Origin of the sequence: Streptomyces sp. NPDC017943, assembly GCF_044328425.1 — a bacterium.
GTDB lineage: Bacteria > Actinomycetota > Actinomycetes > Streptomycetales > Streptomycetaceae > Streptomyces > Streptomyces djakartensis_A.
Window position 1 is genome coordinate 94,559 of the sequence record NZ_JBIRHH010000004.1, and the last position, 21,889, is coordinate 116,447.

23 protein-coding genes, 1 tRNA gene and 1 pseudogene are annotated in these 21,889 nt (G+C 72.6%); 8 read left to right on the forward strand and 17 right to left on the reverse strand.

All coding sequences use genetic code 11. The annotated features are described in order from the left end of the window. Nucleotides 1-7 precede the first annotated feature (7 nt). On the reverse strand, nt 8-832 hold the full coding sequence (locus ACH4C6_RS13885; RefSeq protein ID WP_398109338.1) for a helix-turn-helix domain-containing protein: 825 nt from the start codon (nt 830-832) through the stop codon (nt 8-10). Nucleotides 833-1,196: 364 nt separating this feature from the next. On the opposite strand from ACH4C6_RS13885, the gene ACH4C6_RS13890 reads away from it, so the two are divergent. Continuing rightward, nucleotides 1,197-1,691, forward strand: coding sequence for an ATP-binding protein (locus ACH4C6_RS13890; RefSeq protein ID WP_398108806.1), 495 nt, complete (start codon nt 1,197-1,199; stop codon nt 1,689-1,691). Nucleotides 1,692-1,777: 86 nt separating this feature from the next. Here the strand turns inward: ACH4C6_RS13890 and ACH4C6_RS13895 are convergent, their stop codons facing one another. From ACH4C6_RS13895 to rpmG, 5 genes are all read right to left on the reverse strand, one after another. Beyond that, entirely contained in the window at nt 1,778-1,993 is a 216-nt protein-coding gene (locus ACH4C6_RS13895; RefSeq protein WP_398109339.1) for a DUF397 domain-containing protein, read from the reverse strand. Between the two features lie 632 nt (nt 1,994-2,625). Next, entirely contained in the window at nt 2,626-2,859 is a 234-nt protein-coding gene (rpsR, locus tag ACH4C6_RS13900) for a 30S ribosomal protein S18 (RefSeq protein WP_398108807.1), read from the reverse strand. A 6-nt stretch (nt 2,860-2,865) separates the two neighbouring features. Then, nucleotides 2,866-4,053 (reverse strand): CobW family GTP-binding protein, encoded by a 1,188-nt coding sequence (locus ACH4C6_RS13905; protein WP_398108808.1) that lies wholly within the window; start codon nt 4,051-4,053, stop codon nt 2,866-2,868. Nucleotides 4,054-4,057: 4 nt separating this feature from the next. Further along, the gene (locus ACH4C6_RS13910; RefSeq protein ID WP_398108809.1) at nt 4,058-4,306 is read right to left on the reverse strand and encodes a type B 50S ribosomal protein L31; all 249 of its coding nucleotides are present in this window, start codon (nt 4,304-4,306) and stop codon (nt 4,058-4,060) included. 2 nt (nt 4,307-4,308) lie between these two features. Continuing rightward, a complete protein-coding gene (gene rpmG, locus ACH4C6_RS13915; protein WP_333932256.1) occupies nt 4,309-4,473 on the reverse strand; it encodes a 50S ribosomal protein L33 in 165 nt (54 codons plus the stop codon). 64 nt (nt 4,474-4,537) lie between these two features. Here rpmG and rpmB point away from each other — a divergent pair, with 64 nt between their 5' ends. From rpmB to ACH4C6_RS13935, 4 genes are all read left to right on the forward strand, one after another. After that, nucleotides 4,538-4,774: a 50S ribosomal protein L28 gene (gene rpmB, locus ACH4C6_RS13920; protein WP_398108810.1), complete on the forward strand. Its 237-nt coding sequence runs from the start codon at nt 4,538-4,540 to the stop codon at nt 4,772-4,774. Beyond that, entirely contained in the window at nt 4,774-5,079 is a 306-nt protein-coding gene (gene rpsN, locus ACH4C6_RS13925; RefSeq protein ID WP_398108811.1) for a 30S ribosomal protein S14, read from the forward strand. Before rpmB ends, rpsN begins: the two co-directional genes overlap by 1 nt. A gap of 130 nt (nt 5,080-5,209) precedes the next feature. Further along, entirely contained in the window at nt 5,210-5,737 is a 528-nt protein-coding gene (locus ACH4C6_RS13930) for a hypothetical protein (protein WP_398108812.1), read from the forward strand. Nucleotides 5,738-6,044: 307 nt separating this feature from the next. After that, nucleotides 6,045-6,581: a DUF4232 domain-containing protein gene (locus ACH4C6_RS13935; protein WP_398108813.1), complete on the forward strand. Its 537-nt coding sequence runs from the start codon at nt 6,045-6,047 to the stop codon at nt 6,579-6,581. Nucleotides 6,582-6,690: 109 nt separating this feature from the next. Here the strand turns inward: ACH4C6_RS13935 and ACH4C6_RS13940 are convergent, their stop codons facing one another. Beyond that, nucleotides 6,691-7,791, reverse strand: a complete 1,101-nt coding sequence (locus tag ACH4C6_RS13940; protein ID WP_398108814.1) for a DUF2786 domain-containing protein — start codon at nt 7,789-7,791, stop codon at nt 6,691-6,693. A gap of 74 nt (nt 7,792-7,865) precedes the next feature. Here ACH4C6_RS13940 and ACH4C6_RS13945 point away from each other — a divergent pair, with 74 nt between their 5' ends. After that, entirely contained in the window at nt 7,866-8,606 is a 741-nt protein-coding gene (locus ACH4C6_RS13945) for a Clp protease N-terminal domain-containing protein (RefSeq protein ID WP_398108815.1), read from the forward strand. A 52-nt stretch (nt 8,607-8,658) separates the two neighbouring features. Further along, the gene (locus ACH4C6_RS13950) at nt 8,659-10,347 is read left to right on the forward strand and encodes a bifunctional 3'-5' exonuclease/DNA polymerase (protein WP_398108816.1); all 1,689 of its coding nucleotides are present in this window, start codon (nt 8,659-8,661) and stop codon (nt 10,345-10,347) included. Nucleotides 10,348-10,468: 121 nt separating this feature from the next. Here the strand turns inward: ACH4C6_RS13950 and ACH4C6_RS13955 are convergent, their stop codons facing one another. From ACH4C6_RS13955 to ACH4C6_RS13970, 4 genes are all read right to left on the reverse strand, one after another. Then, complete coding sequence (locus tag ACH4C6_RS13955; protein ID WP_398108817.1) at nt 10,469-12,709, reverse strand: BTAD domain-containing putative transcriptional regulator; 2,241 nt, start codon at nt 12,707-12,709, stop codon at nt 10,469-10,471. Between the two features lie 575 nt (nt 12,710-13,284). Further along, nucleotides 13,285-14,430: an RNA polymerase sigma factor gene (locus tag ACH4C6_RS13960; protein ID WP_398109340.1), complete on the reverse strand. Its 1,146-nt coding sequence runs from the start codon at nt 14,428-14,430 to the stop codon at nt 13,285-13,287. 8 nt (nt 14,431-14,438) lie between these two features. Continuing rightward, a complete protein-coding gene (locus ACH4C6_RS13965) occupies nt 14,439-14,846 on the reverse strand; it encodes a YciI family protein (RefSeq protein WP_398109341.1) in 408 nt (135 codons plus the stop codon). Between the two features lie 78 nt (nt 14,847-14,924). After that, the gene (locus ACH4C6_RS13970) at nt 14,925-15,314 is read right to left on the reverse strand and encodes a type I restriction enzyme endonuclease domain-containing protein (RefSeq protein ID WP_398108818.1); all 390 of its coding nucleotides are present in this window, start codon (nt 15,312-15,314) and stop codon (nt 14,925-14,927) included. Between the two features lie 228 nt (nt 15,315-15,542). On the opposite strand from ACH4C6_RS13970, the pseudogene ACH4C6_RS13975 reads away from it, so the two are divergent. Further along, a pseudogene (locus ACH4C6_RS13975) lies at nt 15,543-16,102 on the forward strand (ATP-dependent DNA helicase); the annotation flags it as partial. A gap of 69 nt (nt 16,103-16,171) precedes the next feature. Here ACH4C6_RS13975 and ACH4C6_RS13980 read toward each other — a convergent pair. The 6 genes from ACH4C6_RS13980 to ACH4C6_RS14005 form a co-directional block, all read right to left on the reverse strand. After that, nucleotides 16,172-16,672 carry a hypothetical protein gene (locus ACH4C6_RS13980; protein ID WP_398108819.1) on the reverse strand — a complete coding sequence of 167 codons (501 nt, stop codon included), beginning with the start codon at nt 16,670-16,672 and terminating at the stop codon, nt 16,172-16,174. Between the two features lie 98 nt (nt 16,673-16,770). Continuing rightward, nucleotides 16,771-17,562 carry an alpha/beta hydrolase gene (locus ACH4C6_RS13985; RefSeq protein WP_398108820.1) on the reverse strand — a complete coding sequence of 264 codons (792 nt, stop codon included), beginning with the start codon at nt 17,560-17,562 and terminating at the stop codon, nt 16,771-16,773. Between the two features lie 137 nt (nt 17,563-17,699). Next, complete coding sequence (locus ACH4C6_RS13990) at nt 17,700-18,038, reverse strand: hypothetical protein (protein ID WP_398108821.1); 339 nt, start codon at nt 18,036-18,038, stop codon at nt 17,700-17,702. A 419-nt stretch (nt 18,039-18,457) separates the two neighbouring features. Continuing rightward, a tRNA-Thr gene (locus tag ACH4C6_RS13995) sits at nt 18,458-18,531 on the reverse strand. A gap of 107 nt (nt 18,532-18,638) precedes the next feature. Then, the gene (locus ACH4C6_RS14000; RefSeq protein WP_398108822.1) at nt 18,639-20,267 is read right to left on the reverse strand and encodes an alpha/beta hydrolase; all 1,629 of its coding nucleotides are present in this window, start codon (nt 20,265-20,267) and stop codon (nt 18,639-18,641) included. Nucleotides 20,268-20,401: 134 nt separating this feature from the next. Further along, nucleotides 20,402-21,607, reverse strand: coding sequence for a DNA polymerase III subunit delta' (locus ACH4C6_RS14005; RefSeq protein ID WP_398108823.1), 1,206 nt, complete (start codon nt 21,605-21,607; stop codon nt 20,402-20,404). Nucleotides 21,608-21,889 lie beyond the last annotated feature (282 nt).

Genomic DNA, 21,889 nt, shown 5'->3' on the forward strand with positions numbered 1-21,889 from the left:
TGATGTTTCAGGAGAGTTGGAGGAGACCCCGCAGAAGGTCCCGGCTCTCGGCGGGGCCGGGGCTGTCGCGCTGGAGCTCCTTGAGCGCCCGCTCGTACTGGGCGACGTCCTCGGCCTTGTCCAGGTACAGCGCGCTGGTGAGCTGCTCCAGGTACACCACGTCCGACAGGTCCGACTCGGGGAAGCTGAGGATCGTGAACGCGCCGCTCTCCCCGGAGTGCCCGCCGAGGCTGAACGGCACCACCTGGAGGCGCACGTTGGGCCGCTCCGAGATGTCGATGAGGTGCTGGAGCTGGCCGCGCATCACCTCGCGGTCGCCGTAGGGGCGGCGCAGCGCGGCCTCGTCCAGGATGATGTGGAAGTCGGGGGCCGACTCGGCGACGAGATGCTTCTGCCGTTCCAGGCGCAGCGCCACGCGCCGCTCGACGTCGGCCGCGCTCGCGCCCTGCATGCCCCGGCGGACCACCGCGTGCGCGTACGCCTCCGTCTGCAGCAGGCCGTGCACGAACTGCACCTCGTACGCCCGGATCAGCGAGGCGGCGCCCTCCAGGCCGACGTAGGTCGGGAACCAGCTCGGCAGCACGTCGGAGTAACTGTGCCACCAGCCCGCGACGTTGGCCTCCTTGGCGAGCGACAGCAGCGAGGAGCGCTCCTGCTCGTCGGTGATGCCGTACAGCGTCAGCAGGTCCTCGACGTCCCTGGTCTTGAAGCTCACCCGGCCCAGCTCCATCCGGCTGATCTTCGACTCGGAGGCGCGGATCGAGTAGCCCGCCGCCTCGCGCGTGATGCCCCGCGCCTCACGCAGTCGCCTGAGTTGTGATCCGAGCAGCATGCGCCGCACCACCGATCCCGGCTCTCCCGCGCTCACGTTCGCCAGCCTCCCCAACGGTTTCAGGGGCCGAAGTCTGCCACTAAAACACTTCGAGCAGTACTCGTCCGGTTACGGAAACGGAATCGAGACAGTCGGCGCACGCGCGCGGCCGGAAGAAAGAGGCATGTGAACGGCCGAAGTGCGACGTCAAGATGACGGAAAAATTGACCAACAAGCGGTACGGGACAACGCATTCCGGTCACCTGCACGTGCATCTGCCCTTGCATCTGCTGTACGCATCCGAAACCATGGTCCCGCACCACCGCTGCATCGCACCGACCGCGAACACCCGGGAGTGCCTCGCATGGGGACGAATGGATCGACCATGCTCGAGCCGTTACGGCAGGGCCTTCCGCCGCTGGACCCCGCGGCCGTGTCCCACGCCGCCTCCTGCGCACTGCCTGCCCGCTTCGAAGCGGTGGGCGAGGCACGCCGGTTCACCCGCAGAACCCTCGACCAGTGGGACCTCGGCGACCGCTTCGACGACGTCTGCCTGGTGGTCTCGGAACTCGTCACCAACGCCCTGCGGCATGGGCTGCCGGCGAGCACCCTGTGCGCCACCCGCCGCGAACCCCCGGTGCGGCTGCACCTGATGCGGTGGACCGAGCGGCTGGTGTGCGCGGTGCGCGACCCCAGCCACGACAGCCCCGTCGCCCGGGAGACCGACGACTTCTCGGCCGAGTCGGGGCGCGGACTGTTCCTCGTCGACTCCTTCAGCGACAGCTGGGGCTGGCACCCGCTCGCGGGCGCCCTCGACGGCAAGGTGGTGTGGGCGCTGTTCCGCCTCCCGCACACCGGATCCGGTCCGGCCTGCGGATGAGGAACGGCGGCGCCTTCTCGCGTCGCGGCTCTACGCGCGTCACAGCCGTCGGGGCGCCGAGCGGCCCGCAGGGGCCGACATCGCTGTCATCCGACCAGATGGTCGAACTCCCCGTCCTTCACGCCGAGCAGCATCGCCTCGATCTCCGCTCGGGTGTAGACCAGCGCGGGACCGTCGGGGAAGCGGGAGTTGCGCACCGCCACGTCACCGCCCGGCAGCCGGGCGAACTCCACACAGGACCCTTGCGAGTTGCTGTGCCTGCTCTTCTGCCAGGCCACACCGCTCAGCCTGGTGGCCGCCATCCCGTTGTACGCGTCGTGGTCCACAGGTCGCTCCCCGGTGGTGCACTGGCTGGTGTGGCCATTGATGCAGCGGTCAACTGACCCGGATCATAGCTCTGTTCATGTGCAGATGCAGAGGCAGATGCACGTGCACGCGGGGTGGTCCGGCGGTTACAGCTTTGGCGACCGCTTTACCGAAAGCTCTTGCTTGTCTGACGCCGCTGACGCGTGCCGCGTTCCCCCGGCCCGGGGCGAAAACCGGCGGGCCGGGCGGCGTCGAGGGATGCGGAGCATCCGCTCGACGTGCCGACGAGCGGCTGTGCGGCGGCCGAACAGAGCGCCGAGGCCGTATCCGGAAGCGCCGGGCACCCGCTTGACCAGGCACGAATGCGCCGTACGGACGATCCGGCCGTCATCCGCCCGTGCCCGGCCCGGCTCGCACCGGCGTCCGCTTCCCACCGGGCGCACGGTACCGGGCCGGCCGCTCGAAGCGCTTTCCCCGCCGTCCGCCGGACGGCCCGCCCAGGCCGGGCGACCAGCCGCCCGGCCCTTCCCGGCGGCACCGCCGGGCAGGCCGCCGCACCCGCCCCGGAACGGACAAGAGGTCCCCCACGCGTCAAGCGTGGGGAACCTCACCCCGATCCGGGACGTGCTCAGCGAGCGGCGTAGGGCAGCAGCGCCATCTCCCGCGCGTTCTTGACCGCCGCGGCGATCTGCCGCTGCTGCTGCGCCGAGACGCGGGTGACCCGGCGGCTGCGGATCTTGCCGCGGTCGGAGAGGAACTTCCGCAGCAGATCGGTGTCCTTGTAGTCGACGTACGTGACGCCTGCCTGGTCCAGGGGGTTGGGCCGATTCCGGGCGGGCGTGCGTTCGGGCTTGCGGGGCATGTCGGTTCAGACCTCCAGGAGGGTGTCGAAGGAGTGCGGCAGGCGCTGCCAGGCCTCGCGTCCGGCCGCGTACTCGGCGTCGGTGAGCAGGCAGGACCGGAGCAGGCGCGTCAGACCGTCCCGGTCGAGGCCGGGCGAGGTGAAGGCCAGGCGCTGGCAGCGGTCGCCGTGCTCGGGGTGCCAGTCCAGCGCGGCGGCGGCCCGGCGTACCGGCGGCACCAGCTCCCAGGCCGCGTCCGGCAGCGCGGCCAGCCACGGCCCGGCGCTCTCCACGCACAGGGCCCCGCCCGCGGCGTCCCAGTGGAACAGGGTGTCGGGCTTGTCGGCGAGCCAGAACCGTCCCCGGCTGCGGGCGGCCGCGCAGGTCAGGTCCTCCAGCGCGGCGTAGAGCCGCTCCGGGTGGAAGGGGCGGCGGCTGCTCCACACCAGGGTCGAGACGCCGTGCGCGTCGGCTTCGGCGGGCAGCAGCGCGCTGGCGGGGTGCTGGGCGGCGGCGGCCGCCTCGATGTCGAAACCGGCCAGGGCGGCCCGGGCCAGCGGTGACAGCGGGTGCGGGTCCGGTCCCGGGTCCGGGTCCGGGTCCTGCGGCGCGAGGGGCACCTGCCGGGCGGTGGGGTGCAGTTGGCCGAGCAGTGCGCGGTCCTCGTCGTCGGCCTCCGGGGAGTCGGCGACCGCGAGGACGGGGGCGTACTCCAGCTGACGCGCGAACGTGTCGGCGACCGTGCGCTGATCGGTGGCGGCCGCGGCCAGGCCCCCTTCGGCCAGGTCGTCGCCATTGCCCAGGTACGGCAGGACCAGGGCCGGGTCGACGGCGGTGATCACACCGGTGACGGTCAGCCCGCCGGCCGCGACGACCTCGGCCATGGCCTTGGGCTCGACGGAGTCCCACAACTCGACGACGGCCAGCCGGGTGCCGCCGGCGTCCCGGAGCCGCTCGAGTTCGGGGACCAGGTCCTCGCGCAGGGCACAGCAGGCGCAGTCGTTCACGAGCGGGGTCTCGCCCGTGTCGAGGAGCCCGGCGGCGTCCCGGACGGTCCGTACGACCCTGCCCGCGGCGGCCGCCGACAGGTCGTGGTGGAGGACGACGCTGCCGGGCACGTCGGCGAGCAGCCGTGCGACGGCCGCCCTGCGGGCGTCGGCGTGCAGCCCGCCGACGATCACGACGGCAAGCTCGGGCTCGGAGAACTCGGACACGGCGTCAGCCCTTCTTCCCGTACCGGCGCTCGAAGCGCTCGACGCGGCCCGCCGTGTCCAGGACGCGGGCGGTGCCCGTGTAGAAGGGGTGGCTGACGTCGGAGATCTCGACGTCGACGACGGGATAGGTGTTGCCGTCCTCCCACTCGATCGTCTTCCCGCTGGTCATGGTGGAGCGGGTGAGGAAGGCGTAGTCCGCGGCGCGGTCGCGGAAGACGACCGGGCCGTACTCCGGGTGGATGCCCTCGCGCATGGTCAGCGCTCCTCTCGGAAGTCGACGTGGCGGCCGGCGACCGGGTCGAACTTGCGCAGGGTCAGTCGGTCCGGATCGTTGCGGCGGTTCTTGCGGGTCACGTAGGTGTAGCCGGTCCCGGCGGTGGACCGGAGCTTGATGACCGGCCGGAGTTCGTTGCGAGCCATGCCGCTATGCTACTGAAAATGAATTCCATTTACATCGCCTGAGACGAGAGGTACGTCACCCACCATGTCCGCGCACTGCATGCTGACCGGGGCCCGCCCCGGGTTCGGCAACCGCATCTCGCACTCCCACCGGCGCACGTCCCGCCGGTTCGACCCGAACATCCAGTCCAAGCGCTACTGGCTGCCGAGCGAGGGCCGCCACGTGCGGCTCCGGCTGAGCGCCAGGGGGATCAGGACCGTCGACGCGATCGGCGTCGAGGCGGCCGTCGCCCGGATCCGGGCCCGGGGAGTGAGGGTCTGATGGCGAAGAAGAGCAAGATCGCGAAGAACGAGCGGCGCAAGGAGACCGTCGCGCGGTACGCCGCCCGGCGCGCCGAGCTGACGGAGATCGTCCGCCGGCCGTCGTCCACGGCGACCGAACGGGCCGCGGCGCAGGCGGAGTTGCGCAGGCAGCCGCGGGACGCGAGCGCCACGCGCGTGCGCAACCGGGACCAGGTGGACGGGCGGCCGCGCGGCTACTTCCGGGCGTTCGGGCTGTCCCGGGTCGGACTGCGGGAGCAGGCGCACGCGGGGTACCTGCCCGGTGTGCGCAAGTCGTCCTGGTGACGGGCGTTCCGCGGACCCCTTGACGGGCCCTGGTAGCTTGCTGCGATCGTTCCGGCCACGGGGCCGGCCGACCGGTCCTCCCGGACCGGCCCGCCGACCGGCTACAGCTTGGGGGCTTGCAGTGACTTCGGTGATCTTCTCGCGTCGCTCCGGCGCCGTGCGCGTCGCGGCGGCCGCCGCGGGGCTGATGGGGGCGCTCGCGCTGACCGCGTGCAGCGGCGACGGCGACTCGGGGGACGACCCGGCGTCGAGCCCGGCCGCGTCCGCCTCGGCGTCGGCGGGCACGGGCGGCGACTCCGGGTCGTCCGGGTCGGACTCCGGCTCGGGCGACGAGGCCGGCGGCGAACTGGCCGGCAGCTGGCTCGCGACGACCGACGGCAAGGCCGTGGCCCTGGTGATCACCGGCAAGCAGGCCGCGCTGTTCGCCACCGGCGGCGGCGTGTGCAGCGGCACCGCGGGCGAGGAGTCCGGGACGAGGACGATCCGCCTGAAGTGCGCGGACGGTTCCAAGGGCCGGGCCAGCGGCACGGTCGACTCGGTCACCGGGACCAGCATGAAGGTCACCTGGGAGAACGGCGTGGGCACCGAGACCTACACCAAGGCCGAGGGCGGCAAGCTGCCCACGGGTCTCCCGACGGCGAGCCTCGACGCGCAGTAGCGATCCGGCAGCGCGACGACGGGCCGCGGTACGCCTCAGGGCGCCGCGGCCCGTCCGGCGTTCGGGCGATTCGGCGGGGGCGCGTACCCGTGCGGCAGCCCGGTGCGTGATGATCCAGGGAGCCGAAGCCCTTCCTGATCCGGGGAGCCGACGCCCCTCCCGATCCGGGGAGCCCAAGCCCTTCCTGATCCGGAGAGCCGACGCCCTTCCTGATCCGGGGAGCCGAAGCCTCCGATCCGGGGGAGCCCACGCTCCTCCCGATCGGGGGAACCGAAGCCCCTCCTGCTCATCACGCCCAGAGGACCTCATGCGCACCTTGCCCGTCACCCTGGCCGCCGCCCTCTCCGCGACCCTCCTGCTGACCGCCTGCGGCGGCGGCGACGGCGCCGACGACACGAAGAACACGGACCCGTCGAACGGCCCGGCGGCCTGCGCGCTGGGCGCCATGGACGTCGAGGTCGGGGCCGGCGCCGCCCCGGCGGCCGGTGACACCGGCAACGTCACGGTCACCCTCACCAACCGGGACGCCCCGTGCACCCTGAAGGGCTTCCCCGCCGTGGACCTGCTGGCCGAGAGCAGCACGACGAACGTGCTCCCCGAGGAGGGCGCCCAGGCCCGGCCGCTCACGCTCGGCAAGGGCGCCACGACGTCCTTCACGATCACCTACGTCCGGGGCGAGGCCGACCCGGCGAAGAGCCTCATCGTGCACGCGGCGTCCTTCACGCTGCCCGGCGCGCCGAAGGACGCGCACGAACTGAAGTGGTCCTACGGCCCGGTGGCCCACGCGGAGGACGGCGGCCTCGCGGACGCCACGGTGAGCGGGTTCGAGACCTCCGGGGACTGAGGGCGGTCGCACCGAGCGGACGGCGGGACCGCCCGGTGGCCGAGGCGGGCAGGGGCCGCAGGAGGTGGCGGACGTCGACGCCCCGGCCGCCGCGGACGCCGTCCGCGTGTCAGTCCAGTCGTGGCCGGTGGCGGACCTGGGCCCGGTCCGCCGCCCGGGCGCCCTCCGTCCAGCCCGCCGCGTCGCGTACCGAGCGCAGCCGGGTCGTGGTCGTCTCCGGGAACATCCGGTCCAGCCGCCCGGTGACGGCGACCTCGCGGGAGGCCAGGACCGGCAGCAGGTCGTCGGTCACCTGCGTCCGGGCCGCCGCGGCCAGGCGGACGCCGACGCGGTGGGCGTAGGCCGCGAGGAAGGACTGGCGGAAGGTATTGGTGCGCTTGCGGCCACCCGCCCTCTGGGCCGCCTCCGCCGTGGTCATCGCGGTCGTGGCCTGCACCAGCAGGGAGGTGTACAGGAGCTCGACCACCTCCAGGTCGGTCTCGAACCCGACGACCGTCGAGAAGGCCAGCGCCTCGTTCCACACCGCCCGGCAGTGATTGGCCGTGGCGACGGCGTCCAGCAGCACCGCCTTGGCCTCCTCGTAGGGCGGCTCCACCCCGATTCGGCACGCCCCGGGCGTCTCGGGTGACGGTGCCCGCGCGGCGAGCAGCGCCTCGTCGACGCTGTACCGGGCCGTCAGCTCCTGCGCCTTGGCGCTGAGCGCCTCCGCCTCCTCGGGGAAGCCGGTGGCCTCCGCCTTGGCGAGCAGGGCGCGGATGCGGGTGAGCATCCGGGACTCGGTGCGCGCGCCCCCGGGCTGCTCGTCCAGCACCTCCAGCGGGGGCAGGCGCAGCAGCAGCCGGTACAGCTCCAGGACGGCCGTGGCGTGGGAGAAGCGGTCCGTCCGGGGCGGCGGGTCGGCCGGCAGTGCGGCGAGCTGGGCGCTCCAGCGCCGCCCGCGCGGCCGGTCCGCACCCCGCTGGGCCCGGATCAGCTCCGCCGCGAGGCGTACGTGCACCTCGTCCAGCTCGCGTCGGACGACGCGCACGACGTCGGCGGGCTGCCAGCCCCGGCGCCATGCGGCCGCCACGAACTCCTGTCCTCGCCGGGCGAGTTCGGGGTCGGCCGCGCTGTCGGCGGCCAGCAGGGACGCGCCGGTGTCGAGGGCCGTCTCGCCGGTCTCGTACAGGGCGGCGGCGAAGGCGCGGTCGACGGTGCTGGGCGTGCTCACCCGGCCGATGGTGCCACGCGACCTGCTGTCAACCTTAGGTTGACACCCGCGGGGGCGCAACCTACGGTTGACACATGACGAACCCCGATCCCACGTCGTCCGTCCGTCTCGACGACCTCATCGCCGCCATCAAGAAGGTCCACCACGAGCCGCTGGACCAGTTGCAGGACGCCGTCATCGCCGCGGACCACCTGGGCGACGTGGCCGACCACCTGATCGGTCACTTCGTCGACCAGGCCCGGCGCTCCGGTGCCTCCTGGACCGACATCGGCAAGAGCATGGGCGTCACCCGGCAGGCCGCGCAGAAGCGCTTCGTGCCCAAGGAGTCGGCCGACCTCGACCCCGGCCAGGGCTTCAACCGCTACACGCCCCGCGCCCGCAGCGCGGTGATGGCGGCGCACCACGCGTCCAAGGCCGCCCGCAACACCGAGGGCCTGCCGGAGCACCTCGTCCTCGGCCTGCTGGCCGAGCCCGAGGCCCTCGCCGCGAAGGCGATCGTCGAACAGGGCGTCTCCCTCGACGAGGTCCGCGCGGCGGCCACGGCGGCGCTCCCGCCGGCCGCCGACGACGTCCCTGAGCTCGTGCCGTACGGCCCGGCCGCCAAGAAGGTCCTGGAACTCACCTTCCGTGAGGCCCTGCGCCTCGGCCACAACTACATCGGCACCGAGCACATCCTGCTCGCCCTCCTAGAGCACGAGAACGGCCAGGGCGTCCTCAGCGGCCTGGGCATCGGCAAGGAGCGGACGGAGCAGTACGTCGCCAGGGTGCTGGAGAAGATCGCGCGGGCGCAGGAGAACGTGCTGGACGAGTCCTGACCTGCCGGGCGGTGGCGGGGGGATTGTCAGACCCCCCTGGCAGACTCGCCGCATGACCGACCGGTGGGCGCTCGCCCCGGCCGAGGACGGCGGCGTCGAGGTCGCCCCCCTCGGTCCGGACGGGCTGCCCGCCGGGCCGGTGCTGCGGGAGGCGGATCCCGCCGCGGCCGTGCGGAGCCGTCCCGGCGTCACGCGGTGGGTGTGGCGGTCCACCGCCGAGGTCTACCCGCGCCTGCTCACCGCGGGGGTGCGGGTCGAGCGGTGCTACGACCTCGAGGCCGCCGAGACCCTCCTCCTCGGCCACGAGGGGCGGTACGGGGAGCCCCGTTCGGCCGCGGCCGCCCTGGCCCGGCTGCGCGGCCTGCCCGTGCCGCCCGATCCGCCGCAGCGGTCCGCCGCCCCTGGCGCCCAGTCCTCCCTGTTCGAACCCCAGGGCGTGCCCCTCCCCCTGGCGGACCTCCTCGCCGTCTACGCCGAGCAGCAGCGCCGGCACGGACGCGCCGAGCACCCGGACCGGATGCGGCTGCTGACGGCCGCCGAGTCGGCGGGCATGCTGGTGGCCGCCGAGATGAACCGGGCAGGGCTGCCCTGGAGCGCCGAGGTGCACCGGGCCGTGCTGCACGACCTGCTCGGCGAGCGGTACGCGGGCGGCGGCGAGCCGCGCCGCCTGGCCGAACTGGCCGACGAGGTGTCCACGGCGTTCGGCCGCCGCGTCCGCCCCGACCTGCCGGCCGACGTGGTCAAGGCCTTCGCGCAGGCCGGCATCAAGGTCGGCTCGACCCGCCGCTGGGAGCTCCAGTCGGTCGACCACCCGGCCGTGAAGCCCCTCATCGAGTACAAGAAGCTGTACCGCATCTGGGTCGCCCACGGCTGGTCCTGGCTCCAGGACTGGGTGCGCGACGGCCGGTTCCGGCCCGAGTTCCTCGCGGGCGGCACGGTGACCGGGCGCTGGGTCACCAACGGCGGGGGCGGCCTGCAGATCCCCAAGGTCATCCGGCGGGCCGTGGTCGCCGACCCCGGCTGGCGGCTCGTCGTCGCCGACGCCGACCAGATGGAACCGCGCGTCCTCGCCGCCATCTCCCGCGACTCCGGCCTGATGGAGGTGGCCGGGCGGGAGAGCGACCTGTACCAGTCCGTCTCCGACCGGGCCTTCTCCGGCGACCGCGACCAGGCCAAGATCGCCGTGCTCGGCGCGGTGTACGGGCAGACCTCCGGGGACGGCCTGAAGAACCTCGCGGCCCTGCGCCGCCGCTTCCCCCGCGCCGTGGCCTACGTCGACGAGGCCGCCCGGGCCGGGGAGGAGGGCCGCCTCGTGCGGACCTGGCTCGGCCGGACCTGCCCGCCCGCGGCCCGGGGCACGGAGGACGGCACCGAGGAGGCGGGCATCCCGGCGGCCGGCGAGGAACAGCCCGGGTCCACGCAGTGGCTGCCCGGGTACGCCTCCACCGACGCCCGCGCCCGCGGCCGCTTCGCCCGGAACTTCGTCGTCCAGGGCAGCGCGGCCGACTGGGCGCTGCTGCTGCTCGCCGCGCTGCGCAGGACGTGCGCGGGCCTGGCCGCCGAGCTGGTCTTCTTCCAGCACGACGAGGTGATCGTGCACTGCCCCGAGGAGGAGACCGGCGCGGTCGTCGAGGCGATCCGCGAGGCGTCGGCCCTCGCCGGACGGCTGACCTTCGGCGAGACCCCGGTGCGGTTCCCGTTCACGACGGCCGTGGTCCAGTGCTACGCGGACGCCAAGTGAGGGGCGGGCGTCGCGCCGCGGCGACGGCGGGACGCCGGAGCGGGAGTCGCGCAGCGGCGACGGCGGGACGCCGGGGCGGGCGAGACCGTCGACTCGTCGCGGTGTCCCGCTCCGTCCCGCCTCACCCGCCGGGCTCCCGGGCGAAGTCCCGCACCAGGTCGTGCGGCGTGTAGCGGCCGTACGCCGTCTCCTCCAGGAGCGCCACGTCGCACAGGCGGTCCAGCGCGGCCTCGGTGCGACGCGCGTCGAGACCGGTGAGAGGGGCGAGCTGCCCGGCGCTGCAGGCGGGCAGGCCGAGCGCGCCGATGCGGCGCAGGACGAGGGCCGCGTCCCGGTCGGCCGTGCGCTCGGAGGCGGTGAGCGCGTCGTACGTCACCGCCAGGGAGCGCCGGACGCTCAGATCGTCGTACTCCAGGTGCCGCAGACGCTCCCTCCCGTCAGCGAGTTGGCCGGCCAGGCGCTCCGGCGTGAGGGCCGGGCGTGCGGCGAGCCGGGCGGCGACGATGCGCAGGGCCAGGGGGAGGCGGCCGGTGCGTGCGACGAGGAGCCGGGCCGCTCGCGACGTGCCCAGATCCTCGCGCCCCGAGGCGACGCGCAGCAGTTCGGCGCTCTCCTCCTCCGACAGGGGCGCCAGCGGGAAACGGGCCGCTCCGTCGAGGGCGGTCAGCGGCGACCGGCTCGTGACGAGCACGGCGCATCCGGCACCGCCCGGCAGCAGGGGCCGTACCTGCGCGGCACTCGTGGCGCCGTCCAGCACCAGGAGCGTGCGGGTGGGGGCGAGCAGGGAGCGCAGCAGGGCGGACGCGGCATCGGGGCACGCGGGGACGCGGCAGGGCTCGACGCCGAGGTCACGCAGCAGCACGGTGAGGGCCTGGCCGGTGCTGAGCGGCGTTCTGCCCGGGGTGGCGCCGTGCAGGTCGAGATGGAGCTGCCCGTCGGGGAAACGTTTCGCCAGAGCATGCGCCACCACCAGCGCGAGTGCGCTCTTGCCGACCCCGGCCATCCCGCTGACCACCACGGTGGGGCAGGGCCCGGCGTCGGCGAGAGTGCGGCGGAGGGCGTCGCGCACGGAGAGGCGGCCGGTGAAGTGGAGTGGTGCGGGGGGAAGTTGCGCGGGCCGGGGTGAGGGGCGGGGCGGGACGGCAGCGGGTGGTGCGGGCGCGGCGGGGCGGTCGCCGGGGCCGGGGCTGGTGCCGAGGCCGGTGGACGGCGGTGGCGAGGGCCTGTCGGCCGCCGGGTCCGGGAGGGGGGCGGATGGGGAGGGGGATGGGGAGGGGGGCGCGGCAGGGCGGCCGCCGGGGCCGGTGGACGCGGACGGCGGGGTGGCAGCACGACCGGTGACGGGGGCGGGCGAGTGGGGCGGCAGGGCAGCACGACCGGTGACGGGGGCGGGCGGGTCCGACGGCACGGGGGCACGGCCGGTGACTTGGGCGGGCGAGTGGGGCGGCAGGACAGCATCGCCGGCGACAGGGGCGGGCGGGTCCGACGGCAGGGCAGCACCGCCGGTGACAGAGGCGGGCGGGTGCGACGGCAGAGCAGCACCGCCGGTGACGGGGGCGGGCCCGTGCGGCGGCAGGGGATCATGGCCGGGGGCGGGCACGTGCGACGGCAGGGCAGCACCGCCGGTGACAGAGGCGGGCGGGTGCGACGGCAGGGCAGCACCGCCGGTGACGGGAGCGGGCGGGTGTGACGGCACGGGGGCATGGCCGCTCGGGTCGGCGGCGCCCCGCAGCACCTCCACGTGCGCCGCCCGCACCCCCGGCCCGGGCTCGATGCCGAGCCGGTCGACCAGGCGGGTGCGCAGCTCGGTGTGGACGGCCAGGGCCTCGGCGCGGCGGCCGGTGCGGTGCAGGGCGAGCATCAACTGCCGGTGGTACGCCTCGCGCAGCGGATACTCGTCCGTCAGCACCGCGAGTTCCGGGACCAGTTCGTCGAGGCGCGGACCGCCCAGCGCCAGTTCGGCGTCGTAGCGCCACTCCAGGAGCAGCAGCCGGGCCTCACGCAGCCGGTGCGTCAGGGCGTATCCGCCGACCTCGGGCGGCAGCCCGGCGAGCGGCGCGCCACGCCACAGGGCGAGCGCGGCCTCGACCTCCCGCACCACGCGCACCCGCTCGTGGCACAGGTGCGCGGCCCTGGCGGCCGCCACATGGGTGTCGAACACGTCGACGTCCAGCTCGCCCTCGCCGACCCGCAGGACGTAACCGGACGGCACGGTCCGCAGCCGCGCGGGATCGTCGAGCAGCCGCCGCAGCCGGGCCACGTGGTTGTGCAGCGAGGCGTGGGCGGAGACGGGCGGGGCGCCGCCCCAGAGCGCGTCCTTGAGCGCGTCGACGGAGACGACTCGTCCGGCGTCCAGGAGCAACGCGGCCAGCAGGGCACGCGACTTGGGGCTCCGGACGACCCGAGCCTCTCCCGGGCTGCCTTCCCGGGCACTCCCCGGCACACCACCACGGGCACCACCCGGCGCACCGCCACGGGCACCACGTGCACCCCCCGGCGCACCGCCACGGGCCGCTCCCGGCTCACCGCCACGCATGCCGTCGAACAGCGCCGGTGGCCCGAGCAGCCCGAACCGCATCACCGCTTTGCCTCCCCCGTGCCCGTACCCCTGACGCGATCCTGTTCCCGGACAGCGGCTTTCCGCCACGTCTGTCGGTGCGGTCACCCCGGCACGGCCCCTTGTCCGGGCCTTTCTCGATCTTGGTTCGGCGACTTCCGGCCAATCGACGAACGACGCAACGGCGAACCGTTGGCCACATGTTAGCGATCGGTTGGCAAGGTTTGATGTGATCACCTCATCGGATCCGGCCCGGGGGCGCGCGCGTATGGACGCGCAACTCGGGGGAGTGCCGCCGCCGCGGCCGGATCCGGGCCCTGGCCGGCGGAGGTGATCGGCCGGGGCCCACTCTCTTTCCGGCGCGGGATCGCCGGGGGCTGTCACGGGCTCCGGTCGGTGTTGAGCCGGGCCGCCCGGCGGGTGAGGTGGTCCCGCTCGGCGAGGTTCGGAGCCTTCCGCGCCGCCTCCACGTACAGCCGGGCCGCCGTCGCCCGGTCGCCGTCCCGTTCGTGCAGGTAGGCGGCCACCGCGCTGTACCGGGGCAGCCCGCTGTCGAGGCCGTCGAGCGCCGCCAGACCGGCCCGCGGCCCGTCGGCCTCCCCCACGGCGACCGCCCGGTTGAGCCGGACGACCGGGTTGTCGTTCAGTCGTACGAGCTCGTCGTACCACTCGACGATCTGTACCCAGTCGGTCTCCTCGGCCGTCCGCGCGTCCGCGTGGAGGGCGGCGATCGCGGCCTGCGCCTGGTACTCCCCCAGCCGGTCGCGGGCGAGTGCCGCCTGGAGGATCCCGACGCCCTCGGCGATGAGCCGGGTGTCCCAGCGTCCGCGGTCCTGCTCGGCGAGCGGCACGAGGCCGCCGTCGGGCGCGGTCCGGGCGGCGCGCCGGGCGTGGTGCAGCAGCATGAGGGCGAGCAGCCCCCGCACCTCCGGGTGGTCGGACCGGGCCGAGAGCTGCCGGGTGAGCCGGATGGCCTCGGCCGCGAGGTCGACGTCCCCGGAGTAGCCCTCGTTGAAGACCAGGTACAGCACGCGCAGCACGGTGGCGACGTCACCGGGCCGGTCGAACCGCACCCCCGCGACCGTGCGCTTGGCCCGGCTGATGCGCTGCGCCATGGTGGCCTCGGGGACGAGGTAGGCGCGGGCGATCTGGCGGGTGGTCAGACCCCCGACGGCGCGCAGCGTGAGGGCGACCGCGGACGAAGGGGTCAGCGACGGGTGGGCGCACAGGAAGTACAGCTGGAGCGTGTCGTCCACCGCGGGCGCGGGCCCGGCCGGCGGTTCGTCGTCGACGAGGTCCTCCCGCCGGCGCCGGGCGGCGTCCGCCCGGGTCGCGTCGAGGAACTTGCGCCAGGCCACCGTGACCAGCCAGCCCTTCGCGTCCCGCGGAGGGTCGTCCGGCCAGACGCGGACCGCCTCGATCAGCGCTTCCTGGACGGCGTCCTCGGCCGCCGCGAAGTCGGCTCCGCGGCGGACGAGGACGGCGAGCACGCCCGGTGTGAGGCTGCGCAGCAGGACCTCGTCCATCGGTGCGGTCACTCCGTGATGGTGGGCTGGACACCGTAGAACGGACGCACCTCCAGCCACTCGTGGATCGGCTTCCCGTCCTTGCCGGGGGCGGCCGACAGTTCTCCGGCCAGTTCGACGGCCCGCTCGTAGGTGTCGACGTCGATCACCATCCAGCCCGCGATGAGGTCCTTGGTCTCCGCGAACGGGCCGTCGGTGACCGGCGGACGCCCCTCCCCGTCGTAGCGGACCCACGCCCCCTCGGGGGCGAGCGCCTGACCGTCGACGAACTCCCCGGTCTTCTCCAGCCGGTCCGCGAAGTCCTGCATGTACTGCATGTGCGCGGAGATCTCCTCCGGCGTCCACTGGTCCATCGGCACGTCGTTCACCGCCGCCGGGGCGCCGCGGTAGTGCTTCAGCAGCAGGTACTTGGCCATGGTGCTCTCCTCGATGCGGATGCGACCCATTGTGGTCGCGCTCACCCCGGGGACGGAGCCGCCGCTGGGTTCTCGACATCACCCGCGGAACTTTTGTGATGCGATCACGAGATCACCATGAGTTCCTGAGCAGTGTCGTGCTCGGGCACGGCGTCGTAGAAGGCGAGCTCGCGCCAGTTCAGCGGTGGATCGAACTTTTTCGCCGCGCCGGCCGTCTTCGACCACCTCGTTGGCTATCTCGACCAGCTTGGCGATGAGTCCGGCACTCGTGTACTGCTGCCGTGTGTTCCGGATCATCAGGTCCTGCAGACGGTCGGAGAAGGCCGTGCGGCGGACGATGTCGTCACGCGTGACCTCGCGCATCTTCCGCTCGATGAGCCGGCGCAGCGCCTCCGCCGCGAGGTGAGGGGTGTCGCTGCCCTGGAGCTTGGCGACGAGCGCTTCGTTGAGATGCGTCAGGTCGGCCATCCCCAGCCGGCCTCGGCGAACAGGTCCGATATCCCGCCAGTCTCGGTCACGGACGAGGTCAGCTGGGCGAGGTACAGCTCGGCATCGCGAGCTACGGAAGGTCACGCGCCTCGCGGTCCGCCGCGTCGAGCTTGGCCATGTAGGCGCGGCCCTCGACGGAGAACCGGACATCTCGACGCCAGGTCGGTTGGTCCGGAAAGCGCTCGCCGGTGTTCGTAGCGCTGGCGGAGGGCAGCCACGGCAGACGCCGACCCTCTGGACCCTCGACGACCGCGTCTGCCTGGAAGAGCTGCGCTACCTCATCACCGGAGAGACTCCGCAACGTCACGGGCACATCGTCGTCGCCGAGGCCCAGGACCTGACCCCCATGCAGGCGCGCTCACTGCGCCGACGCATCGCTGTCAACAGCTGCACGACCGTACTCGGCGATTTCACCCGGGCCACGGGTCCGCATGCCTACGCCGGCTGAGACCGCCTCGGCACTCTGCTGTCCGATCACGGCGACTGGCACGTCGTCGAACCGAACACCCGTTACCGTTACCGGCGGAAATCATGGAGTTCGTCGCACCTCTGGCTCACACAATCTCCCCCTCGCTCCCCTACCCGCGGGCGGTGCGCGAAGCGGGCGCCGACAGCGTCCGGACCCTGGCAGCCGAACCGTGGATGCTGCTCGACGAGACCCTGACGACTCGGCTTCTCGCCGCCGCCCACCGAAGGGCATTGAGTACGACCACGTCCTCGTCGTCGCACCCGCCACCATCGCCGAGCGCGGACCGGCTGGGCTGCGCATGGGCGAGATCCGGGGTGATTGCAAGTTGCTCAGAGGCCGCCCGCCGAGTAGCCGTCATAATTGAAGTCTAGAATTCCTGGTCAAGTGCTGTCCCCTTGGGGGCGCGAAAGCATCCGGATGCAACATTGACCAGGATTTTCGGGTCTTTCTCCGTCCCGGCCGTGGCGCTCGAAACCCACAACTCGGCGTTCAAGGAGAAAGGCTCCGTCTTGGAGTCGGCCGTAAGCTCCAACGTCTTGGTCTTGCTGTTGTTGGGGCCGTATTCGACGATCTTCCAGCCCTGCTCAGGGAGATTTTCCTTCAGGCGCTGGAAGCCGTCCCTCAGTTCGCCCTCAGGGACGTCGTAGAGAGACCAAGGGTGAACAGTGCTGTACAGGTGCTCAGGATCTTCCTCGCATGGTGCGATGCCAGGGCCGGGCTCAGTCACCCTCCCTTCCTTGATGCCAATCATGTCGTAGATCTGGCTGGAAACAGTCTTCGCCTTCTCCCGAGCCTCTTCCACGCCGAGCGTGGAGGTCTTGGAGCTGGTTGATTCATTGGCCGTAGAAGTGTTTTCGCTGCGGTCCACTGTGCTCGAACATCCTGTTCCGGCGATAGAAATAACAGCGACTGCGAAGGCAATACCAAGGCGGTCCGCCCGAAGGTGACGACTGCTGCCGGTGGTAATCAATCGTCTTCCTCTACCCTGTCGTAGCGGCCGACAACTACCGCTGCTTGATTCTTAGGACTTTGCGAGTTTTCATTCCAGTAGTCGCTGTGACCACTCGTGTCCACGTCCATACGATGGGCACCAAAGGCTTCGTCAGAGGGGATGACCTGAACGTATCCGGCATTGAAGGGGATACCGTTCCAGGTCTCGACGTCCCACTTTTCACCACCGAGGCGGGCCACCTTCCCACCAGCTGGCACAGGGTCGCTGGTCGCGGCCTCGGACCACACATGATCCTTGCCTACATCGAGATCATTCGCATGGCCTACGAGCATGCCGGGGCTGCCGGCCACGACGATGTCGTCCGCCGACATACCCCCCTGTGCCATGGATGCGGCGCCAACCGTCGTAGAACCGTAGCTGTGGCCGATGACAGTCGTGTGGCTGGCGTCCGGGCCGCCCTGAGCCGTCTGAAGTCCATCCAGAAACCGGTTGAGCTTTGGTGCTCCGTCATACGCCCAGTGGTCATCCATTGCCTCCGGCGCGATGTTTTGCGGGGCGTCGTAGCCGATCCAGGTGATTGTGGAAACGGACTGGCTTTGATCCATTGCGTGAGCTTCTGCCCATACTCTGGTCATTCGCCCGATGTCCCCACCGGCCCCTTCAAGGCGCGATGTCGTTCCGGGCACATATATCGCCGTGTGGTCCGCCGTGTCCGGATTGCCGTTGGCGACGATCGCATGTCCGTTGCCCTTCGTGTCGAAGCCAAGCAGGTCGGCTCCAAGGAGTACGACAGCGCCGACACCCACCGCAACTCAGGGGGTGCTGCCCTCCGTTCGGATGGAGCGGGACGCCCGCTCCACATGGCCGGCAGAGGAACGTGGATGGCGCAAAGTCGACCTTGGCCAGGTCCGTGACAGCTGCCCCACGCTCCGAGTGACGTGGGTCAAACGTGAGGCCCGGCGCAAAGGAACACGGCCAAGACGATGGCGATGGCAACGAGGCCCAGCAGTGCGAACCGGGCGGAGCGGGCGAGACGGCCGATGCCGGGGGCGAAGTAGAGGGGAGTCAGTACAACCGCAGTGAGGCCAACCTGGAGCACGGTCACTTTCGCGGACGGGACCACCGACGTCAGCGGCTGCATCCAAGCCACGGACAGCACAGCAAGGAGAAGAACGGGGCCGAACGTGATCAGCGTCGCCCAGCTCCAGAAGAACAGGGCGAGATAACGGCAGGCCGGCCAGTCGGCCAGATCACGGGGTTTGACGTTCCGGGTGACACTCATGGGTCCAGCCTGTCGTTGGTGACCGGATGACGACATGAGTGCGACTACTCATCAGGTCCTCGCCAACTACGCCGAGAGGTTGGATTCACCCCTGCGAGCGGCTTGGCGGCACCCCGCACGCCCGAGGCACCCGGGCGCGGCTGGTATCCAAGCCGGGAGAGGCCGAACCCACCGAACCAGATGAGCTGCTAACCGGTGGCGACATCCAGCAGCACCTCAATGAAGGGGTCGGCGGCATCCGGGCGTCCCAAGAACCGGCCTGCTCCGCCATGTCCCTGCGCTGAACGGGTGAGGCCAGGATCCGGCCGACCGCCGCACGAAGGCCATCCGAGGTGACCGCACCTTCACCAGGGCGACAGCGTCGCCTCGGCTGAACGAAAAAGCCCAGCTCAGACACTGTCTGAGCTGGGCTTGGAGAGAGCCGCCTTCGGGATTCGAACCCGAGACCTACGCATTACGAGTGCGTTGCTCTGGCCATCTGAGCTAAGGCGGCGCGCTGTCCGCACTATGGTGCGATCAGCAACGACGGTAAGTCTACACAGTTTCCGAGAGTGCTCCGCACCAGCCCCGGAGGCAGGGCTTCCGGGGCCGGGAGCAGCGCTATGAGCAGCGCTTTCCGTCCGGCGGCGGGGTGCCGCGCAGCAGGTAGGCGTTGATCGTCCGGTCGATGCAGGAGCTGCCGCGCCCGTAGGCCGTGTGGCCGTCGCCCTCGTAGGTGAGCAGGCGAGCCGAGGAGAGCTGGCCGGCCAGGGACCGCGCCCAGCGGTAGGGCGTCGCCGGGTCGCGGGTGGTGCCGACCACCAGGATGGGGGCCGCGCCCTTGGCCTCGATGCGGTGCGGCTCACCCGTCGCGCCGACCGGCCAGTACGCGCAGTTCAGGGAGGCCCACGCCAGGCCCTCGCCGAACACGGGCGACGCCTTCTCGAACCCGGGCAGCGCCCTGCGCACCTGGTCGGGGGTCTCGAAGGCGGCCGGCAGATCCAGGCAGTTCACCGCGGCGTTGGCGAACATCAGGTTGCTGTAGGCGCCGTCGGCGTCCCGCTCGTAGTAGCTGTCGGAGAGGGCGAGGAGCCCCGAGCCGTCGTTCTCCTTCATCGCCGAGGTCAGCACCTCGCGCAGTTGCTCCCAGGCCCCCTCGTCGTACATCGCCGCGATCACGCCGGTGGTGGCGAGCGACTCGGTGAGCCGGCGTCCGTCGGCGTCACCGGTGGGGGCGGGCCGCCGGTCCAGCTCGGTGAAGAAGGCCTTGAGCTTCCTGCCGACCTCCTCGGGCTTGGTGCCCGCACCGCCCAGCGGGCAGTCCGACCGCCGGACGCAGTCCCGGGCGAAGGAGCGGAACGCCGTGTCGAAGCCCGCCGTCTGCTCCAGGTTCAGCCGCCGCGCCGGCAGCGACGGGTCCATCGCGCCGTCCAGCACCAGCCGCCCCGCCCGCTTCGGGAAGAGCCCGGCGTACGTCGCTCCGAGGAAGGTGCCGTAGGAGGCCCCGACGAAGTTCAGCTTCCGGTCGCCGAGTGCCGCCCGGACGATGTCCATGTCCCGGGCCGCCTCGACGGTGGACACATGGCGCAGCAGCCGCGGCGCGTCCGCCCCGCACCCCTCGGCGAACGTCCGGTAGGCCGCGACCAGCCCGTCCGTCTCCTTGACGTCGTCCGGCGTGGAGTCCGTCTGCGTGTACCTGTCCATGCCCGGCCCGTCCAGGCAGGTGACGGGTTCGCTGCGGGCCACGCCGCGCGGGTCGACCGCGACCATGTCGTAGCGGGCCCGCACCTCGGCCGGGTAGCCGATGCCGGCGTACTGCTGCACGTAGCCGATCGCCGAGCCACCCGGCCCGCCGGGGTTGACGAGCAGGGAGCCCAGCCGTGTGCCCGGCCCCGTGGCCTTCTTGCGGGCGACGGCGAGCTTCACGTCGCCCCCGGACGGCTCGGCGTAGTCGAGGGGCGCCTTGACCGTGGCGCACTCGAAGCCGGGGACGCCGCAGCCGCGCCAGGCCGGCTTCTGCCGGTAGTACGACGCGAGGGCCGCCGGGATGGCCTCCGGCAGGGCGGCCAGGGCGGCGGTGCCCCCCGCCGCCGACGCGGTGGACGTCGAGCTGCCGGAGGAGCAGGCGGAGACCAGCAGCGCGGCCGTGGCGAGCAGGCCCGCCGCCGTCCTGGCCCGGCTCCGGATCCTGCGGTGGCCGCCGCGGGAGCGGGCGGCGGTGGCGGTGCGTGGGGGGCGCCATGTGTACATTCCGCGAGCGTAACTCTGCGCGACGCTCCAGATGCCCTGCGTGCGGGGCGTCGCCTCGGACGAGTGACGTCGTCAACCCGCCGGGCCCTCCGGCGGCCTCCGGAGTCCTCCGTCCTACCGCCTTCCTACCGCCTTCAGCCCGCTCTGAGTGCCATGGTCATCGCCTCGACCGCGAGCAGGGGCGCCACGTTCCGGTCGAGGGCGTCCCGGCATGCCCCGATGGCCTCGATCCGCCGGAGCGTGGACTCGGCGGTGCTGCCGCGGGCGAGCCGCTCCAGGGCCTCCTCGGCGTCGGCGTTGGCGATGGCCACGCGCGAGCCGAGCTGGAGCGCCAGCACGTCACGGTAGAAGGAGGTGAGGTCGGTCAGCGCGAGGTCGAGACTGTCGCGCTGGGTACGCGTCCTGCGGCGCTTCTGCTTGTCCTCCAGGTCCTTCATCACCCCCGCCGTGCCACGCGGCATGCGGCCACCCTGCGCCGCGCCGAGAGCGGCCTTCAGTTCCTCGGTCTCCTTGGCGTCGGTCTCCTCCGCAAGCTGCTTGGCGTCCTCGGCGGCCGCGTCGACCAGCTCCTGCGCGGCCTTCAGCGCTCCGCCGACGTCCTCGACGCGCAGCGGCAGGCGCAGCACGGTGGCGCGCCGCTCCCGGGCGGCCGGGTCGGTGGCCAGGCGGCGGGCCCGGTCGACGTGCCCCTGGGTGGCGCGGGCCACCGCGGCGGCCACGGGCGGTTCGATGCCCTCCCGGCGGACCAGCATGTCGGCGACGGCGTCCACCGACGGCGTGCTCAGGTTCAGGTGGCGGCAGCGCGAGCGGATGGTCGGCAGGACGTCCTCGATGGAGGGGGCGCACAGCAGCCAGACCGTGCGGGGGGCGGGCTCCTCCACGGCCTTGAGGACGGCGTTGGCCGACTTCTCGTTCAGCCGCTCGGCGTCCTCGACGAGGATGATCTGCCAGCGTCCGTTGGCCGGCGAGGTGAACGACTTGCGGACGGTGTCGCGCATGTCGTCGGCGAGGATCTGCGTGCCGACCGCCGCGACGGTGGTGACGTCGGCGTGCGTGCCGATCAGAGCGGTGTGGCAGCCGTCGCAGAATCCGCAGCCCGGGGAGCCGCCGAGCGCACGGTCGGGGCTGACGCACTGCAGGGCCGCCGCGAAGGCCCGCGCCGCCTGGTTGCGCCCGGCTCCGGGCGGGCCGGTGAACAGCCAGGCGTGTGTCATCTTCGACGCCTCCGGCGGCGGGGCGTCGGTGGCGGCCGCCGTGACCAGGGCGTCGGCGTCCCGGGCGGCGGCGGCCAGCTGCTCGCTCACCCTCTCCTGCCCGACGAGGTCGTCCCACACGGTCATGGGTCACGCCGCCCTTCCGTCACGTTGCGCGTTGCCAGGTCCATTGTGGGGGCGGCCACTGACAGCGGCGGACGGGGCGTCGCAGGTGCCGCCGCCGGGTGCGGGACGGGCCGGGCGGGGACCCGCCCGGCGCACGGGCCAGGCGGTATCGGGTCGGGTCGGCCCAGACCGGTCGGCCCCAGGCCGCGTCGCGTAGGAGACCGCTTACGGGTCGCGTCGCACATCCATCAACCGCCCCGGCCCGGCCGCGCCACCGGCACGAGCCCGGCCCTCACCGTGCCG

Excerpts from the sequence above, each read along its gene's own strand:
- ACH4C6_RS13885 (WP_398109338.1), bottom strand. The coding sequence starts at position 832 with ATGCTGCTCGGATCACAACTCAGGCGACTGCGTGAGGCGCGGGGCATC.
- ACH4C6_RS13890 (WP_398108806.1), top strand. The coding sequence starts at position 1,197 with ATGCTCGAGCCGTTACGGCAGGGCCTTCCGCCGCTGGACCCCGCGGCC.
- ACH4C6_RS13895 (WP_398109339.1), bottom strand. The coding sequence starts at position 1,993 with ATGGCGGCCACCAGGCTGAGCGGTGTGGCCTGGCAGAAGAGCAGGCAC.
- rpsR (WP_398108807.1), bottom strand. The coding sequence starts at position 2,859 with ATGCCCCGCAAGCCCGAACGCACGCCCGCCCGGAATCGGCCCAACCCC.
- ACH4C6_RS13910 (WP_398108809.1), bottom strand. The coding sequence starts at position 4,306 with ATGCGCGAGGGCATCCACCCGGAGTACGGCCCGGTCGTCTTCCGCGAC.
- rpmG (WP_333932256.1), bottom strand. The coding sequence starts at position 4,473 with ATGGCTCGCAACGAACTCCGGCCGGTCATCAAGCTCCGGTCCACCGCC.
- rpmB (WP_398108810.1), top strand. The coding sequence starts at position 4,538 with ATGTCCGCGCACTGCATGCTGACCGGGGCCCGCCCCGGGTTCGGCAAC.
- rpsN (WP_398108811.1), top strand. The coding sequence starts at position 4,774 with ATGGCGAAGAAGAGCAAGATCGCGAAGAACGAGCGGCGCAAGGAGACC.
- ACH4C6_RS13935 (WP_398108813.1), top strand. The coding sequence starts at position 6,045 with ATGCGCACCTTGCCCGTCACCCTGGCCGCCGCCCTCTCCGCGACCCTC.
- ACH4C6_RS13945 (WP_398108815.1), top strand. The coding sequence starts at position 7,866 with ATGACGAACCCCGATCCCACGTCGTCCGTCCGTCTCGACGACCTCATC.
- ACH4C6_RS13950 (WP_398108816.1), top strand. The coding sequence starts at position 8,659 with ATGACCGACCGGTGGGCGCTCGCCCCGGCCGAGGACGGCGGCGTCGAG.
- ACH4C6_RS13960 (WP_398109340.1), bottom strand. The coding sequence starts at position 14,430 with ATGGACGAGGTCCTGCTGCGCAGCCTCACACCGGGCGTGCTCGCCGTC.
- ACH4C6_RS13965 (WP_398109341.1), bottom strand. The coding sequence starts at position 14,846 with ATGGCCAAGTACCTGCTGCTGAAGCACTACCGCGGCGCCCCGGCGGCG.
- ACH4C6_RS13970 (WP_398108818.1), bottom strand. The coding sequence starts at position 15,314 with ATGGCCGACCTGACGCATCTCAACGAAGCGCTCGTCGCCAAGCTCCAG.
- ACH4C6_RS13990 (WP_398108821.1), bottom strand. The coding sequence starts at position 18,038 with ATGAGTGTCACCCGGAACGTCAAACCCCGTGATCTGGCCGACTGGCCG.
- ACH4C6_RS14000 (WP_398108822.1), bottom strand. The coding sequence starts at position 20,267 with ATGTACACATGGCGCCCCCCACGCACCGCCACCGCCGCCCGCTCCCGC.
- ACH4C6_RS14005 (WP_398108823.1), bottom strand. The coding sequence starts at position 21,607 with ATGACCGTGTGGGACGACCTCGTCGGGCAGGAGAGGGTGAGCGAGCAG.